13 protein-coding genes are annotated in these 15,942 nt (G+C 43.6%); 8 read left to right on the forward strand and 5 right to left on the reverse strand.

Annotated elements, in window-relative coordinates; all coding sequences use genetic code 11:
• Window positions 1–242 precede the first annotated feature (242 nt).
• A complete protein-coding gene (locus tag J2X75_RS21075) occupies window positions 243–3,071 on the forward strand; it encodes an endo-beta-N-acetylglucosaminidase (RefSeq protein ID WP_310339779.1) in 2,829 nt (942 codons plus the stop codon).
• 148 nt (window positions 3,072–3,219) lie between these two features.
• Here J2X75_RS21075 and J2X75_RS21080 read toward each other — a convergent pair whose 3' ends face one another.
• On the reverse strand, window positions 3,220–4,794 hold the full coding sequence (locus J2X75_RS21080) for a class I adenylate-forming enzyme family protein (RefSeq protein WP_310339781.1): 1,575 nt from the start codon (window positions 4,792–4,794) through the stop codon (window positions 3,220–3,222).
• A gap of 252 nt (window positions 4,795–5,046) precedes the next feature.
• Here J2X75_RS21080 and J2X75_RS21085 point away from each other — a divergent pair, with 252 nt between their 5' ends.
• The 6 genes from J2X75_RS21085 (at window position 5,047) to J2X75_RS21110 (ending at window position 10,551) form a co-directional block, all read left to right on the forward strand.
• Window positions 5,047–5,394, forward strand: a complete 348-nt coding sequence (locus J2X75_RS21085) for a winged helix-turn-helix transcriptional regulator (protein ID WP_124117520.1) — start codon at window positions 5,047–5,049, stop codon at window positions 5,392–5,394.
• 152 nt (window positions 5,395–5,546) lie between these two features.
• Window positions 5,547–5,891, forward strand: coding sequence for a putative quinol monooxygenase (locus J2X75_RS21090; protein WP_310339783.1), 345 nt, complete (start codon window positions 5,547–5,549; stop codon window positions 5,889–5,891).
• Window positions 5,892–5,958: 67 nt separating this feature from the next.
• Window positions 5,959–6,846, forward strand: coding sequence for an SDR family oxidoreductase (locus tag J2X75_RS21095; protein WP_310339787.1), 888 nt, complete (start codon window positions 5,959–5,961; stop codon window positions 6,844–6,846).
• A gap of 704 nt (window positions 6,847–7,550) precedes the next feature.
• Window positions 7,551–8,357, forward strand: coding sequence for a hypothetical protein (locus J2X75_RS21100; protein ID WP_310339790.1), 807 nt, complete (start codon window positions 7,551–7,553; stop codon window positions 8,355–8,357).
• Between the two features lie 228 nt (window positions 8,358–8,585).
• The gene (locus J2X75_RS21105; protein ID WP_310339792.1) at window positions 8,586–9,974 is read left to right on the forward strand and encodes an N-acetylmuramoyl-L-alanine amidase family protein; all 1,389 of its coding nucleotides are present in this window, start codon (window positions 8,586–8,588) and stop codon (window positions 9,972–9,974) included.
• Window positions 9,975–10,005: 31 nt separating this feature from the next.
• Complete coding sequence (locus tag J2X75_RS21110) at window positions 10,006–10,551, forward strand: GerMN domain-containing protein (RefSeq protein WP_310339794.1); 546 nt, start codon at window positions 10,006–10,008, stop codon at window positions 10,549–10,551.
• A 120-nt stretch (window positions 10,552–10,671) separates the two neighbouring features.
• On the opposite strand, the gene J2X75_RS21115 is transcribed toward J2X75_RS21110, so the two are convergent.
• Window positions 10,672–12,207 (reverse strand): replication initiation and membrane attachment family protein, encoded by a 1,536-nt coding sequence (locus J2X75_RS21115; protein ID WP_307542314.1) that lies wholly within the window; start codon window positions 12,205–12,207, stop codon window positions 10,672–10,674.
• A 385-nt stretch (window positions 12,208–12,592) separates the two neighbouring features.
• Window positions 12,593–12,886, reverse strand: a complete 294-nt coding sequence (locus J2X75_RS21120) for a YuiB family protein (RefSeq protein WP_124117510.1) — start codon at window positions 12,884–12,886, stop codon at window positions 12,593–12,595.
• Between the two features lie 283 nt (window positions 12,887–13,169).
• Here J2X75_RS21120 and hemQ point away from each other — a divergent pair, with 283 nt between their 5' ends.
• Window positions 13,170–13,916, forward strand: coding sequence for a hydrogen peroxide-dependent heme synthase (gene hemQ, locus J2X75_RS21125; RefSeq protein ID WP_310339799.1), 747 nt, complete (start codon window positions 13,170–13,172; stop codon window positions 13,914–13,916).
• 268 nt (window positions 13,917–14,184) lie between these two features.
• Here hemQ and J2X75_RS21130 read toward each other — a convergent pair whose 3' ends face one another.
• Both J2X75_RS21130 and J2X75_RS21135 read right to left on the reverse strand, forming a co-directional pair.
• The gene (locus J2X75_RS21130) at window positions 14,185–14,439 is read right to left on the reverse strand and encodes a hypothetical protein (protein ID WP_017692433.1); all 255 of its coding nucleotides are present in this window, start codon (window positions 14,437–14,439) and stop codon (window positions 14,185–14,187) included.
• A complete protein-coding gene (locus tag J2X75_RS21135) occupies window positions 14,436–15,629 on the reverse strand; it encodes an NAD(P)/FAD-dependent oxidoreductase (RefSeq protein WP_145325110.1) in 1,194 nt (397 codons plus the stop codon). Before J2X75_RS21135 ends, J2X75_RS21130 begins: the two co-directional genes overlap by 4 nt.
• Between the last annotated feature and the right edge of the window lie 313 nt (window positions 15,630–15,942).

Here is a 15,942-nt window from a genome sequence, read left to right on the forward strand (position 1 = left end):
CTTCGCTTTTTCAGTTTTTTTCTGTCCTCTTCGTTATCGTGTAAAAAATTAGTTCAACTTATATAGAATTATATCATTAGGCTTCTGACATTAACTTGTCACCTGCAACTTTTCTTTAGTTTATATCTGTGTTTCTTTAATTTCACCCTATTTAAAAACGCTTTCATCCACTATCGTTAACCATAAGTTTAGCTTTGTGTAAAAGAATACCTTACATTCATTCCACTTGAAGGAGGAACAGCATGACACGCAAACTCAAACCAAAAGGCCTCATTCCCAAGGTCACTGCCATGGTCCTGACCACGGCTCTGCTTGGACAAGTTGTTGCATCATCCGTTTATGCCGGAGATACGCTCCCTTACACCGGTGAAAGTGCCAAAGGGGTGAATCAGCCCTATCAACACGGGTACACCTCGGCCCAGATTCTGAACTGGACACCCGAAAGTGATATCCATGGTGATCTGCTTCGTGCCCATGTTCCCTTGCAGACCCGTAATGAAGCGTTCGCTGCCACACAGGCTTATCCTGAGCTTAGTCCAGATACCCAGCTATTCACGATGAGCGGCGATTACGGCAATGCATTCTTCGATAGCACACCTTACACCAATGAATTCAGCCAGTACCTCTTCAATTATTGGCAATATACAGACTACTACAGCTATTGGCATGGCATGGCTTCTGCCGGAGTACCGGAGGAGCTGTATGACCCAAGTAAGGAATGGACGGAGAAATATTTCGAGTTTGGTATTTTGAACATTCCGAATCCGGCCTACACCAATGCAGCCCACAAAAATGGCGTCAAGTCGATTGCCAACATCTTTTTCTCGGACAATGACCGTGGGCCACAAACCTATAAACAAATGCTGATCCAGGATGAAAACGGTAATTTCCCTGTGGCCGAGAAACTGGCCGAGATGGCAGAATACTACAACTACGATGGATATTTCTTCAATCAGGAAGAGGTTGCCCGGGGTGTAGCCCCTGAGGATATCGCTTCCTACAAGAAATTCATGAAATATCTAAGAGATAAAGGCCTGTACGTTCAGTGGTATGATTCCACCATCAATACAACAGGCAAAATTCAATACCAGAACCAATTCAATGGGCTTAACAGCCCCTTTGTACAAGATTCCGTTCTCGGCAGAGTCTCGGATTCCATCTTCCTGAACTATGTGTGGAACCACAAGATGCTCCGCGATTCCCGTGATCATGCCCTTAGTCTGGGACTTGATCCACTGGAAACCGTATTTGCTGGTGTCGAAGGTGGACATGACAAATTCGGCCGCTGGAAGCAATCCTATGACCTGCGCCATAACCTGGATGAGAACGGTCAACCGATGAACAGCATCGCGACACTGGGTGCCGACTTCACCCACAACGCCCTGGATGAAGAGATGGGCGATGGCAGTACCAATCACCGAGCTGAGGATGAGTACCAGTGGATGACCTTTGTACGCGATCGTGCGTGGTGGTCAGGGCCGAATCAAGACCCGACAGATGCACGTCGTAATGCGTCTGCCGATCTGTCGGATGTGTATGCTTCCGGTGCAAACTGGGATGGAATCGCCGCTTATCTGACCGAACGCTCCGTTATCAACGGCTCTAATTTTGCGACCAGCTTCAATACGGGTCACGGTCTGAAATATTATGAAGACGGCGCTGTCTCGAACGATAAAGAATGGTCAAATATCAACATTCAGGATATCCCTGTCACCTGGCAATGGTGGATGGATAGTAAAGGTGACAAGCTCAGTGTTGATTTTGACTACGGTCCATCTTATGAGAAAGGGGCAAGGTACAACTATGACTCCATTGGTGCGTTCAATGGCGGTAGCTCTCTCGTGGTGAACGGTACATTGAACGCGGAGAACTTCCTTCGCCTGTACAAGACCGACCTGTCCGTCAACGTACAATCCAAACTGGAGCTGACGTATAACAAACCGTCCACTAGCGATGCTTCTTCCCTGCATGTTGGGTTAATCTTCGAAGACGATCCATCCAACGTGGTCAATGTGGAAGTGCCTCAGTCAGGCCAGCATACTACAGGTTGGAAGACAACTTCGCTGGATTTGAGCGCCTATCAAGGCAAAACCATTGCCGCTATGGGATTGTCCTTTGACCCGAATGGCAAAGCGATTGAGAATTACCAGATGAATATTGGCGAGATCCGCATTTCCGACGGTTCAGCGGCTGTACCGGATGCACCGACCGGGTTCCATCTTGTCAAAACACTGACCAACACCGACGAACTGGTTGTCGCCTGGGACATGAAAGAATATTCAGAGGTCAAGCAATACAATTTATATGAAAATGGCGCCTATGTTGGCGGCGTGTATGATTCCACTTTTTATATCAAATCGCTAAAACAGCCTTCTGGTGAACTGTCCATTCGTGCTGTTGGTGCAGATGGTACCGAAAGTGAAGCAACCGTCTTGCCTTATGATCTGAATGCATCCGTTCAGAATATCGATGTGAAATTCAAAAAGAATGGCGATGCTATTGTAAGCTGGAAAAACCCGAAAAAGGCAAAAGATTCGGGCAAAGACAAAGATAAAAATACGGGTAAGGATAAAGACAAGGATAAAAATAAAGACAAAGGAAAAGGCAACGAGTCCATTCAGCTCACCCTAGAAACCGAATATACGAAAGAACCCTTCACCAAGTCGCTTCAGGTCAAAAAAGGAAAATCATCCGCCGCTCTGACGGAACTTCCGACCAGTGGTGAACATTACGTGCTGAACATCGCCATTGGCGGGCAGAATCCGGTTACCCATACCGGACAACTCGCAGATCTTCAGATTACACCATACGCCAAGGATAAGGTCACGGTAAAAGATGGGAAATATACGCTTGCCCTGCCGGATCTGGAGGATTGGTACAAGATCTATGTATATGAAAATGGGGTAGCACGCGAGTTCGGCGTCACTTACGTTTTGCAGAAATTCCCGTATATCATTCGGGGAAGAACAAAGCTGAGTGAACTGACCTTCACACCAGCGTCCAGCAACAGCTCTTTGAAGCTGGTCATTGAGGATTATGCGGGCAATCAGGCCACTACGATTTTGAGGTAATTATAATTTTCGTTCACGCCTGTATGCTAGTTAAGATACGTACAGCCCTTCACTTCCAAAAGGAAGTTGAAGGGCTGTTTGTTCCTATAGGAACGTCCAAACCTGGTCAACTCAGTTAATCAGTTAAAAGCAATGAGCATTTCTTCGATTACATCCCGTTGGATAACATTGAGGATAGATGCTTCCGTAACTGCTTTTTGTCTATTTTATCCACGGCTGTTCTCGGCAAAGTATCCACAATGAACAGTTGAGTCGGCCATTTGTACGGAGCTAGGTGTGGCTCACAAAACGCCCGCACCTGTGTCAGATCCAAACTGTCACCGTCCCGTAATACTATGAAAGCAACGAGTTCCTCTCCTTCGTCAGGAAGAGGAACTCCGATTACGGCCGCCTCGCTTACTGCCTCATGAGTCATAATGACATGCTCCACTTGGGCACAAAATACATTGGAACCGCCCACAATGACCATATCCTTCAAGCGATCAAACACATAAAGATAACCTTCGACATCCAGACAACCGATATCCCCAGTTCGAATCCAGCCATCGGGCATGGTCTCGGCAGTAGCCTCCAACTGGCGCCAATACCCCAGCATGGTCTGTGCACCTCGAACAACGATTTCTCCAGCCTCGCCCGTAACTGTCTCACTTCCGTCCGTATTTAATATCCGAACTTCGAAGGCCTGCTCACCCTGAACAGCCAAGTCGGCTGGACGACCTACGGATCGAAGACGATGAGAATTCCCCATATGCTGAGCAGGAAAAAGGCGGCTTATGGACATTCCACATTCCGCTTGAGAGTAGTTGTTCACAATGATAGCTTCAGGAAATTGCGATACGACCTCCTGTAGTGTATCCGGGGAAATAATGGACCCTCCGCAGCCAATAAGCGATAGACTCTTCAAGTTTCTACCTCCTACGGATGCCTCGCGGGTAAGATCACGAAGCAGTTGGCCTACGGTGCTGAGTTGTGTAATCTGATCACGTTCAACAGCTTCCATTATGCGGTGTACATCCGCCGGATATTTATCCAGAAATACAAGACAGCCTCCGGCAGCCATAGTCGCCCACAATTGGAACTGACCCACCAGATGGGATAGGTTAAGCACTAACACACGACGACTGAGATCATGACCAAAGCCTGCAGAAGGTGTAAGTTGATTCCAAGCAGCCATACCACGATGCGAATGCATGACCCCTTTGGGTCGACCGGTTGTCCCACCCGTATAAATCAGGACTGCCGTATCGTCTACACTTGGTTTGAGATGGTCTTTTGGAGAGAACGCAGGTTCATGCTGTAAAAGAGTTACGAGCGATATGGCATTCGGCCCTTCTTCGTCTATCGTGAATAGTTTTGGACAATACCCAAAAAGCTTTACCGTGGCGATAGCTGCGTTAGCATGTTGGTCATCATGAATAACCATATGCGGTTCTGCATCCTGTAATATGGCAGCGAGTTCAGGCACTGTTAGTAAAGGTGACGGCACGATTGGTATAGCTCCGATCCCAACTGCTGCATAAAACGCAACAACGAGCTGGGGATCTGGATCACCTAAAAGGGCAAACCGATCGCCTGCTCGGAGACCTTCAACATATAGAGCATGACTCAGTCTTTCAACTAGACCGTAAAGCTCCCCATAACTCATCGTTTGGCCATGTCGCATTAACGCAGGTTCCTCAGGATACAGACTTGCTGCAATTGGCAATCGTTCGGATAGAAGCAAGCAATTACCCCCAACATTTTAATTTCCACTTTTTCCGTTAAGAAAACTATGGAATAAAAAGAGAGTAGCATATATCTGGAATAATAAGTAATCATTATCCCCTATTAAAATCATAAATTCTTCTGATATTACAGTTCTGCCAACAGACGATCCTTGCCATTAACCTACTTGCTAGCTTATTTAGGCATTTTGATGCCTTCATAACACATGTACTATAATAATGGGAATTAAATGAGGGATGGTGTTTCTTAAATGAAAACTTTTTATTGCGATCTTGAAATTACCTTAGATGTCATTGGCGGAAAGTGGAGACCTCTTATTCTGTATTACTTAATAAAAGGTCCTAAACGGACTGGTGAATTAAAAAGGCTCATACCAACAATTTCTCAGAAAATGCTAGTCCAGTCGTTGCGGGAGTTGGAGAGCAATAATTTAATTATAAGAAAAATGTACAATCAGGTACCACCAAAAGTGGAATATTCAATATCAGAAATGGGTATGTCACTTGAACCCGCTTTACGAACTCTTTGTGATTGGGGTCAGATCTATGCAGAGAAGACGTTGAGCAAGGATGAATATCAGAGATTAAATGTAGAATAGAGTAATTTCAAAATCAATTTATGATCTGATTCATCACAATTATCACTTTTTGGTTACTATATAACCAAAAAGTACGTACTATTTTAAAAGTGATACATGGTACATAATGAGCCTTGTAATATAAAGAAAATAAAAGAATTAAGGAGTGTGGAATGATGTCAACAACCAACAAACAAGTCATTCTCAATATCCGTTTCAAAATTAAGCCCGGTAAGAAAGAAACTTTTCGTGACAATCTATTCGCGATGATTAGCAATTTCAAAAGCGAACCCACTTTTATCAATGCGATCGTCTCCGATGATCTTGATCATTCTAATGATCTGGTGATCTATGAGATCTGGCATGGAACAAGAGAAAGTTGGATTCAAGATGAACTTACTAAACCTTATCGTGCTGAGTATGAAGGTGCGCTTACCAACCTAATTGATGATAGAATCGTAAGCTGGCTTGAACCAGTCGGTGAATGGGGTAGTACACTGACGAATGTAAGACGGTAAGTTTTCAAGATGAGAATGTGAAACAAATATTTTCATGTATTTATAGACGTTCAAAGGAGTTGTTAATATGGGGAAAATACTTATTACTGGAGCAACGGGTAATCTCGGTAGCAGAACGCTAGAACTTCTTCTCAAAAAAGTTCCGTCAAATCAGGTCGCGATATTAGTCCGTGATCCAGAATCTGGTAAAGTGGCAAGATTTGTTAAAGAAGGCGTGGAAGCTCGCCAGGGCGACTATTTTGATTATACCTCCCTTCTCCTAGCTTTTAGTGGTGTTGAAAAAGTGATGCTTATTTCCGCGCAAGCATTTACCGACCGCAATACGCAACATTTCAATGTGATCGCAGCTGCAAAGCAGGCTGGTGTTAAACAAGTGATCTTCACGTCGATCATACGCAGAAAAAATTCAAATCTTATTTTGCCCGAAGTATCGATTTCAGACTTATTCGCTGAACAAACACTTAAAGCATCCGGATTAAATTATACCATTCTACGGAATCCACCGTATCTTGAAGTCATGCATTCGTATTTCGGAGATGCGCTTAAATTCGGCGTGCGAGTACCAGAGGGTTCCGGTAAAGTAGCGGCTGCATCTCTGGATGATTTGGCGGCAGCCAACGTAGCCGTTCTCACCCAAAACGGACACGAAAATAAGTCATATACTCTAAGTGGCAGCGAGGGAAGCTCTTTCAAAGACATCGCTGCAGCCCTCTCGGAGATTAGTGAGATCAATATCCCTTATGAGGCAATTAGCGAAAAAGAATATATAGACACTATGGTGGCGAATGGCTTACCTGTTTTTATGACTGATTTCTTATTAGGTTGGGTGCGAGGAATTAACACTGGAGAATTCTCGGAAACGTCTGGGGATCTTGAACGTCTGATTGGCCGAAAACCAATGACATATAAGGAATTCTTTAAAATCAAATCTCCGTTTTCTAAAGTTAAAGATTGAAGCTAGTTAGCTTAATGAATTGGAGTATTGAACATTAGAAACATATCTAGTCAATTAAAAAAGCCCGGTTCATCCCCCGGGCAACATACACTTTTGTATGGGTTACTTACTTATAAATTCCACCATCTTCTGATGTAATTCCTTCTCAGAAGATTGAAAAATACCATTAAAATCCTTGGGGGTTACGGATCAATTTGTTTAACTGGTCTATTCCATATTGTTGAACAACAAACTCTACGAATAGGAACGAAAACTGAAAACCCTTCATCGTTTCGAAATCCCAGGTATCATTATCTAATTGTTCGAACGTTGGGATCTCTAAATTTTGAATAGCTTCTTCTGTCGTACCTTCAATAAAGTCCTGCGTCATCCCCTTGGCTTCATATCCACGAATCCCTTGCCATTGATTTACAATGAATTAGACACCAGAGAGAGTCAGAAAGCCACATAAAATAAAAAAATATGTATTCGTCCTTTTAGGCTTGTTATTTACAGGACTAATCAGCCTTTTTGAAATCATCTCACTTCAAATCATCTCTTTAATTTTATATCTTTACAAATGAATAATGATAAGCAAAGATTGGAGTAGTCTACAAGCCACTGCTTTCTGCAACACCTATAAGTAAACTAGTTCTCTGAAATGTCACAACGATCTGGAGGGAATCACATCACGTATCTGCCTCCCAACTGAAGGAGTGATAATCATGAAATACACCCATGCTTTATTATCAAGCATCATTGTTTTAGGTAGCTTAGGCACGTTATCCACTGCACCAACTTCGTTTCATACTTCTGATAAAGTAGCACACATTAATGCTGAATCAACTTCTATCAACTCTTCGACGTATCAGAGTATAGCTAAGTTCAGGAAAACAATGGGCTCAGATAAAATTGTCTGGAAAGGTGACAACATCACTGTAACCGCGAACACCTTAAAGCTAGATGCTGCTGCCGACTTTGAGCACAACATCATTGACACTATCGCGGTTGCTCATGGTAAAGACAAACACATCCTACATACGGAAGACTTTGGAGTGAATCTGGTGGATATCACAAGTGTTGCTGAATCTCCATCTAATGAATGGATTGCTATCCGAGCAGAAAAAAGTGCCGGTAGCAATCTTATTCTCGTGAACTGTAAAACAGGAAAGTATATCATTTTAAACGAACGTCTTGAAAAAACAGGTAAACACGATGTCGAAACCATTTCATCATATAATTGGTCACCAAAAGAAGACATCATTGCATTTTCTTATGGAAATACGGAGAAAAGTATTTTAGCAATATACGATACGAAGAAAGACCGATTTGTTTATCTCCCTCGAGCAACCAACTATATTAGCACCGGTTTAATTTTGTGGCATAAGAGCGGAAGAAATATGGATTACATTAGCGAGTATCCTTCAGATCAATGGATTCTTTTCAGATACAATACCACAAGCAAAAAAGTTAAACCTGTAAAAAAAATGACTCGGAAAGAATCTCAGCAGTGGTTTAAATTAGATAAATAACATCATTATTTAACTCCCCTTCCTTATCCCCTACCTACTGACAACAGTTCTCTTGTCCATATTTTGTAGTAAACCGATTTTCTTTACGACTTTTATGTCGTTTGTAGCGTTCATATTAGTGAACGGAAATTTATAGTAATTTTTTTGGTTTTCATAAAAGAAACAGGAGGTGATTGGTTTTTCCCCGTTAGGAGTCTAGTACTACGCAAATTAAAACCGAGGTGTAAAATGAAGAAATCTATCATCCTGTTACTATTCAGTACGCTGCTACTCTTGCTAATTCCCCTGCACACCCATGCAGCTAAGAATCAAACTAAAATTATTTTAGATGGCCAGGAGCTAGTTTTACCCCATGATATTGAAGTCGTTAATGTAAGAAACAATATTATGATTCCTATTCGGGTAGTCGCTGAGAATTTAAAATTTAAGGTGAAATGGGACCAAAAGACACAAAATGTAAATATCGAACAAGCTTCCAATGTAATTTCCTTGACCGTTGGAAAGGATCAAGCTACAGTCCAGAACAACACCGTCCAACTTAATATCGCTCCACAAATGATCAAGAATACGGTTGTTGTCCCCCTACGTTTTGTTAGTGAAGAGATGGGTCTGAGAGTGGGCTGGAATAACAAAAACAAGATTGTTACGCTAACCAGCAATAATGTATCACAACCAGCTTCACCTTCTCATGGAAATGATGCAGGCACTAACCTGGTTCATGATATAACGTATGCCAATAATCAACTCGTCGTCTCATTAGACCATGAAGTTGCTCCAGTCATATCTACACTAAAAAATCCCGAACGGATTATCTTGGATTTCCCATCCACCAACTTCGGAAATATGGGACAGGTCCCCTCTGGAGGATCCATGGGAAGATTGGATGTTAACGAATTCCCAAGTGTTACTGAGATACGTTATTCTCTTTTCAAAAATGATCCTCCTCAGGTTCGAATTGTAATCGAATTAAACAATATAAGTTCGGTGAATTACACACAACAGACAATCGCCGGCAAATTTATCCTTGATCTAAGTATGGCAAATGAACCTGCACCTGCCACTCCTGTGAATAGCGGCAAAAAAATAGTCGTTATTGATCCGGGACATGGAGGAAGTGATCCAGGTACAATAAGTTACACCAAGCAACCTGAGAAACATTTTGCCCTTGCTTTAGGGCTAAAAGTGCAGGCTCTTTTGGAAAAGGAACCTGACATAGAACTAATGATGACTCGGGAAACAGACATCTACCCTACACGACCGGAACGTGTCAAACTTGCCAACGATCTCAACGCAGATGTGTTTGTATCTATACACGGTAACAGCGTCCCTGCTGCTCCTCAGATATCAGGAACGGAAACGTATTATTACCAACGGGAGAGTAGTAAAGCACTGGCGACCCTCATTCATAAAAATCTGATCGATGCCTTGGGATTTAAAGATCGTGGCGTTAAGAACGGAAACTACCAGGTCATTCGAGAAACCACGATGTCTGCGGTTCTTCTAGAAATCGGATTCTTAAGCAACCAGATGGAGGAGGAGGCCATGATGTCAGAAAGCAATCAAAATAAAGCAGCACAGGCCATTGTGGATGGGATAAAAGAGTATTTGAAGCTATAGGGCAGTGAATAATTCAAGAGGATGTGCTTCTATGAAAAAAAGAATCTATGTGGCTATCGCAATATGTGCAATAAGCATACTAGCGGTAGGGTGTGGCAGCAAACCTACTTCTTCTAGTCCAGTGCAGGGTTCCGATCCGGCAAGTACGACACCAGCACCAACCGTTAATCCGAGCGAAGAAAATGAAGAATCTCAGGAAATTGGGGTTTTTTACGCGGATGATCAACTATTACAAATAGAGCAACATAAGAAGGAGATCACATTCAAAGATGACTCCGAAAAATACAGTAAGACCTATGCGGCCCTTCAAAGTAGTGATCAAACCGAACTAATCCCATTGTGGAGTAATATTGAACTACTTTCTGCTACTTTTGATCAAGGAACATTAACACTAGATGTTCATATTCCTGATGAAGCAAGATTAGGGTCTGGCGGAGAACTCTTAGCGATCGATGCTTTGAAAGGAACCTTTTTTCAGTTTGATGAAGTAACCAGTATTGATTTGCTCGTTGATGGAGATGCAACTGACAGTTTAATGGGTCATGCAGAATTAGAACATCCACTAACCCGTGAATAGGTCCATCCGATGGAACATACAAAGCATGATTTAAAAATAAGAGCCATTCGCATCAATACTTTGCGAATGGCTCTTATTTTTTTGGTAAAAGTGGACTTGCACTTCTTTTTGGTCAGGGAGTTATGAAGTTCCTTTTTGTTTACTCGCCTGCATCTGTTGGGCAAATCTCATCATCTCTTCGAACTCTTCCTCAGATACGGCATCCCCATCGTTGCTTATGTCTTGTACAATCGGAATTTCGGGCTTAGCTTTGGTTCCTTTGCCGTATGTACGGGTACGGGTTCCAGCTGCACCAGCAGCCTGTTTACCTTTGACCTTGGCCTGATCACGAATATATTGCACAGCTTTCTCATATGAGTTCACCTGTTTGAGCAACATGTTGGAGGCAATGGCCTCAACGAAGTTACGGTTAATCCGCTGCTCTCCGCCAGATACAAGTAATGCCATCAGATAATGAATCAATACATTGATGACTTCACCAGGCAACTTGTAGCTCAGATCAATTTTCTCAAATATATCAATCAGATTGTCCGGTACTGCACCTGGGAAGAACGTCTGCAACAGCCGGGTATACGGCTCGTTACGCAACATCATATTGTATTGATGAATATCACACTTCGTCATGAATTGCGGAGGTACTTCGACGTAATATTCCATCTGTACCCCATGCTCAACAGGTGGTTCACCGGAGTCTTCTTTCCGCTCTGGCTCCTCCATATGCTGCCTCAGTGCCACGACCTTGGCTGCCTGTACAGTCTGTTGCTCATGGCGCTTCTTCGTCTGTCTGAACTGCATGCTCGCTTTATGCTGAAGATCATCCAGAATCAGCTGGCCCTGTGGAGTGAAGATATCATCTTCATCCAGCAGACGGCATACATCCTGCACACTAAGGTTGAACTTGTTCACCACATAATTCACAATGCCCAGTTGTTCATGATCAAAACGCAACTGTTCTACATGACGGCGATTGACCGACTCGCGCGGAAAACGCAAAATAATGTCGGCATAGTTCAAACTGTTTTCTTCCGCTGCATCGTTCGTGCCTGTCCGCTGAGCCGTAGTTGATACTTCCGACAAAGCCTGCTCCAACTCGTAATCAATCACATGGGTATTCAATTCAAATATATCGTAAAAGGGAACGGAAATATTCTCTTTGTTGGCTGCCGGATAAGGCGCGTCCCCATTTTCCACTGCCGAGAACCCGGAACGCAGGGAAAGGACGGCGAATTTGCCAATCTTGTCACGAAGCAGCAGTGTCAAATGCTGTGTCCGGAAAAACTCTGCCGGAGAGAGCGGCGGTTGCAGCTCATATTCGTAGATGTAATCATCATTTTCCGGTATATATAGCCGTGAAGTCTGAAGTAGACCCACTGCCTCAAGCTTGGATGTCTGCTCTAACAAATATTTGCGCCCTTTCTCACTTGGCTCTAGCCCAAGTGTCATGAACAGCCTCCGTTGCTGTTCAAGCGGCGAATAACCGACCTGTTCACCGGGAAGATGCTGAAACAACAGCCGATACAAGCCAACCGCAAAAGCACCTACCATGGGCTGATATGCTCCTGTAAGCATACGGTCATCCAGGGCGCTAAGTCCAAACTCCCTGTATACGCAGTAGCGATGATGTTCAGTATAATGGTGCAGATTCTTCATGCGCATAGCCTGATCTCCTTCTCCCCAAAAGTATGTTTATCTATTCTATCATAAATGTCTGATCCTCAAATGTTCAAAAACAGGTAAAAAGATGGCCTGTTCTCGCTCCGTTTCGTCCTAGGTCGACATCATTCACGTTTTCGCCGAATTAAGCAAATTTCTAAAATAAAAATGTCGAGTGCCGCTAGAATACTATAAAAGCTGTAGCCGCAGAATACAAGGGAATATCTAAAGAGAATGTTCTCCAGATGTATATGAAGTACAAGTGTACAATAAACCTTCTAATATAAATGAACAGCAAAAAAGCCTTCCCTTTGTATTCGTAAGCGTTTACGACAAAGACAAGACTTTTACGCGATTACAGTGGCATGTGTTACCTCGTTCCAACAATCTAAAACATTCTGTACCCACCCAAACGTAACTTCTGGATCGTCCAGCCACTGATTACCGCACCAGCCAGTCCCGCTACGCCCGTCATATAGTCCACAAGCTGGAAAGAACCCAGATGTGACATCAGAGACGACGAATGATCCCATAGAGAGTATACAACAACAGGCAGAATTACAATGATGAACAGATAGGAAGGGAACCAGGTGGTCTTCATCAGCATGTTCAGAATGAAACCGATACCAAACATCATAACAAAAAATAATACCATTAATACCAACACAGGTATAAATTGCATCGGGCGACATTCACCTCTTCTTTCACACTTTCGGGTTTCACTTCTGGATAGTAGTTAGTGTACCGCAAAAAATGTGGCGAAGCAACGAACTTTCTGGACAAATTCCCCTATATTTATGTACTGTTCATTTGCCCTTCTCCTTCATGTTGGGATACAATGTAAACGATAAAGCACTCACCCGTCCCTTATAGTGCGTATTCAAAAAGACCGGTTTTCAGTGCGGACTTTTTGAACAACCTCTTATAGGGATTTGGAAATATACCTTGCAGGAGGAACACAACCAATGAACGAAGCCGCATCAACACTGGAGGGCTGGTATGCCCTGCATGATTTTCGCTCGATTAACTGGGCCGCCTGGAAAGCAGCAGATGATGAAGAACGCGCTGTAGCACTGGACGAGCTTCAGGAATTCTGGAAAGAATGGAAAGAAGTCGAGGATTCTTCCAAAGGAAGTACAGTCGTGTATACGGTTGTAGGTCAAAAAGCAGACCTCGTCATGATGCACCTGCGTGAAACGCTGGAAGATCTGAAGGCTGTTGAGAACGCGTTTAACAAAACGATGTTTGCTCAATACACAACCAAATCGTATTCCTACGTTAGTGTAGTGGAACTGAGCAACTATCTTGGCAAAGAAGGCGAAGACCCGATGCAGAATCCGGAGATTATCGCCCGTCTGAAACCCGTTCTGCCACAACGACAATACATCTGCTTCTATCCGATGAACAAAAAACGTGAGCTGAATGACAACTGGTACATGCTGTCCATGGACGAGCGTCGCACCATGATGCGCAGTCACGGCATGATTGGTCGCAGCTATGCGGGTAAAGTGAAACAGATCATTACCGGCTCTGTCGGTTTCGACGATTGGGAATGGGGCGTTACGCTATTTGCGGATGATGCACTTCAGTTCAAAAAACTTGTCTATGAGATGCGTTTTGATGAAGTGAGTGCCCGTTATGGCGAATTCGGTTCGTTCTATGTGGGAAGCCTCTTGAACGAAGAAACGTTGGAAGACATGCTTAAGCTGTAAACATAATGCAAAGCACAATAAAGCACCGCGACATCTCCTGTAAAGGATATTGTCAGCGGTGCTTTATTGTGTATCAATATTCTACTACCTCAAGCTTGATTTAGATCTATATAGTTTGAACTATTTATTTATACAAAAACGGAAAGGACAGAAAAAACCTGAAAAAGCGAAGCTACAAGCTTTCTGAAAGAAAGCTACATCGGAAGCATAGGTTATTCTGTCATTGAAGTGGATGTGTAAACATCTTTAGTCCAACTTATATAAAGTCTTAATCTTCATCCTCCTCATCTACCGCTTTCAGCGATTCGAGGAACTCGGCTGTGGCCCGGTCACGGTCACGACCTTTCTCTTTAAGCCGCTCAATCGCAGGCATAATGAGAATATCCACTTCTTTCTGTACGATGTAGGCCAGATCATACTGATCCTGTTCCTCCAGATAACCACCGACCTGCATCAGGGCGTTGTATCGATCCAGCTCTTCACGTGTTAATAGTCCCCGGACCTGAACACTGCAATGTCTCATCCAAAAAACCGCCCTTTCTTCAGGACTAGCGGAATACCACCAATGATGAACAGATAACGCAGATCAACCAGCTTCTTCAGCTGAGCCGCTTTCCAGCCCTTGTATTTCTTGCCGCCTACAACAGCAATGGCTTCACCTTTACCCAATGAAGCAACCGTACCCTTGCTCGTAAATACAAAAGGTTGTGGCTGTTTTTTGCGAATGGATGCCACGACGTTCTTGGCACAGTTCACGCCCTGCTGCATCGCAATCTGTGCTGTTGGCGGATATGGACGCCCTTCCTGGTTGAAGACCAGTGAATTGTCACCGATGACATAGACATGCTCATGTCCAGGCGCACGCAGATACTCATCTACCTTCACACGTCCCCGCATCACTTCAAGGCCTGCCTGTTCAAGCAGTGAGTTACCGCGAATACCGCCGGTCCATACGACTGTAGCCGCATCGAGCTTTTCACCCTCACCCACAATAACCCCGTCCGGGAGACATTGCTTGATCGGAACACCAATTTTGAAAGTAACGCCCTTCTTCTTGAGCACATTCATCGCATGCTCTACCAGTTCCGGATCAAATCCAGGCAAAGCTGAAGGCGCTGCCTCTACATTGTAGATGTGCACATGTTTCGGATTCACGTCGAACTCCTTGCACAGCTGTGGAATACGATCTGCAAGTTCAGCTACGAATTCAACACCACTGAAACCCGCTCCACCTACGACAAACCGAATACGATTTCGTTTGTTATCGTTTTTGTACATCGCAAATTGATATTCGATGTGTTCTCGAATCAGTCTGACCGAGTTAATGCTGCGGATTGTCATGGCGTGATCCAGCATGCCCGGAATACCGAAGGTCTCAGGCTCACCGCCTAGTCCAATAATCAGATAATCATAGGATAACGTGCCGTCCTCCAGAATAATCTTCCGATCCTGCAGACGAATCTCCTTCACGGAAGACTTGACCAGATCAATCTTGAACTCATCAATCAGCTTGGAAATAGGGACTCTTGCATGCTCAATGGTATCCGTGCCGGCTGCCGGCATATGTAGATGTGTAGTAATATAATGATAATCATGCCGGTTCACCAATGTGACGTCGGCCTCGTTATAGTTCAATTCCTTCTGCAGCCGCTGGGCTGTCAGAATCCCGCCATAGCCCGCGCCGAGGATGACGATTTTGGGAATACTGCTCATGTCTATACCCCTTCCGGTTTCACTTGCATCAGCCCGATCTTGGGTGAGATGCAAAATGCACATACTTACAAATATTGATGATGTCTTGCCCATTATGACAACAAATGTTAACTTCGCGAATTTATTTAAACGTTTGCATCAATTTCATAACTCACTAAAAATGGATTTTATGAAACTAGATATCGACGTATCGAACCGTTTTGATCTATATCTAGACTTGATTGAAGCAACTAAAGGTTTATGAAATTGATACGTTTGCACGCAAGTTATCGTTTCAAGTTGTGAAATTAACCACAAGATTCTACAAAACACG

Origin of the sequence: Paenibacillus sp. 2003 (assembly GCF_031455635.1) — a bacterium.
GTDB classification, from domain to species: domain Bacteria; phylum Bacillota; class Bacilli; order Paenibacillales; family Paenibacillaceae; genus Paenibacillus; species Paenibacillus amylolyticus_B.

What these genes read in the sequence shown, in the direction of transcription:
- J2X75_RS21095 (WP_310339787.1), top strand. Translation starts at nt 5,959, where the DNA reads ATGGGGAAAATACTTATTACTGGAGCAACGGGTAATCTCGGTAGCAGA.
- J2X75_RS21135 (WP_145325110.1), bottom strand. Translation starts at nt 15,629, where the DNA reads ATGAGCAGTATTCCCAAAATCGTCATCCTCGGCGCGGGCTATGGCGGG.
- J2X75_RS21100 (WP_310339790.1), top strand. Translation starts at nt 7,551, where the DNA reads ATGAAATACACCCATGCTTTATTATCAAGCATCATTGTTTTAGGTAGC.
- J2X75_RS21130 (WP_017692433.1), bottom strand. Translation starts at nt 14,439, where the DNA reads ATGAGACATTGCAGTGTTCAGGTCCGGGGACTATTAACACGTGAAGAG.
- J2X75_RS21105 (WP_310339792.1), top strand. Translation starts at nt 8,586, where the DNA reads ATGAAGAAATCTATCATCCTGTTACTATTCAGTACGCTGCTACTCTTG.
- J2X75_RS21075 (WP_310339779.1), top strand. Translation starts at nt 243, where the DNA reads ATGACACGCAAACTCAAACCAAAAGGCCTCATTCCCAAGGTCACTGCC.
- J2X75_RS21110 (WP_310339794.1), top strand. Translation starts at nt 10,006, where the DNA reads ATGAAAAAAAGAATCTATGTGGCTATCGCAATATGTGCAATAAGCATA.
- J2X75_RS21090 (WP_310339783.1), top strand. Translation starts at nt 5,547, where the DNA reads ATGATGTCAACAACCAACAAACAAGTCATTCTCAATATCCGTTTCAAA.
- J2X75_RS21115 (WP_307542314.1), bottom strand. Translation starts at nt 12,207, where the DNA reads ATGCGCATGAAGAATCTGCACCATTATACTGAACATCATCGCTACTGC.
- J2X75_RS21085 (WP_124117520.1), top strand. Translation starts at nt 5,047, where the DNA reads ATGAAAACTTTTTATTGCGATCTTGAAATTACCTTAGATGTCATTGGC.
- J2X75_RS21120 (WP_124117510.1), bottom strand. Translation starts at nt 12,886, where the DNA reads ATGCAATTTATACCTGTGTTGGTATTAATGGTATTATTTTTTGTTATG.
- hemQ (WP_310339799.1), top strand. Translation starts at nt 13,170, where the DNA reads ATGAACGAAGCCGCATCAACACTGGAGGGCTGGTATGCCCTGCATGAT.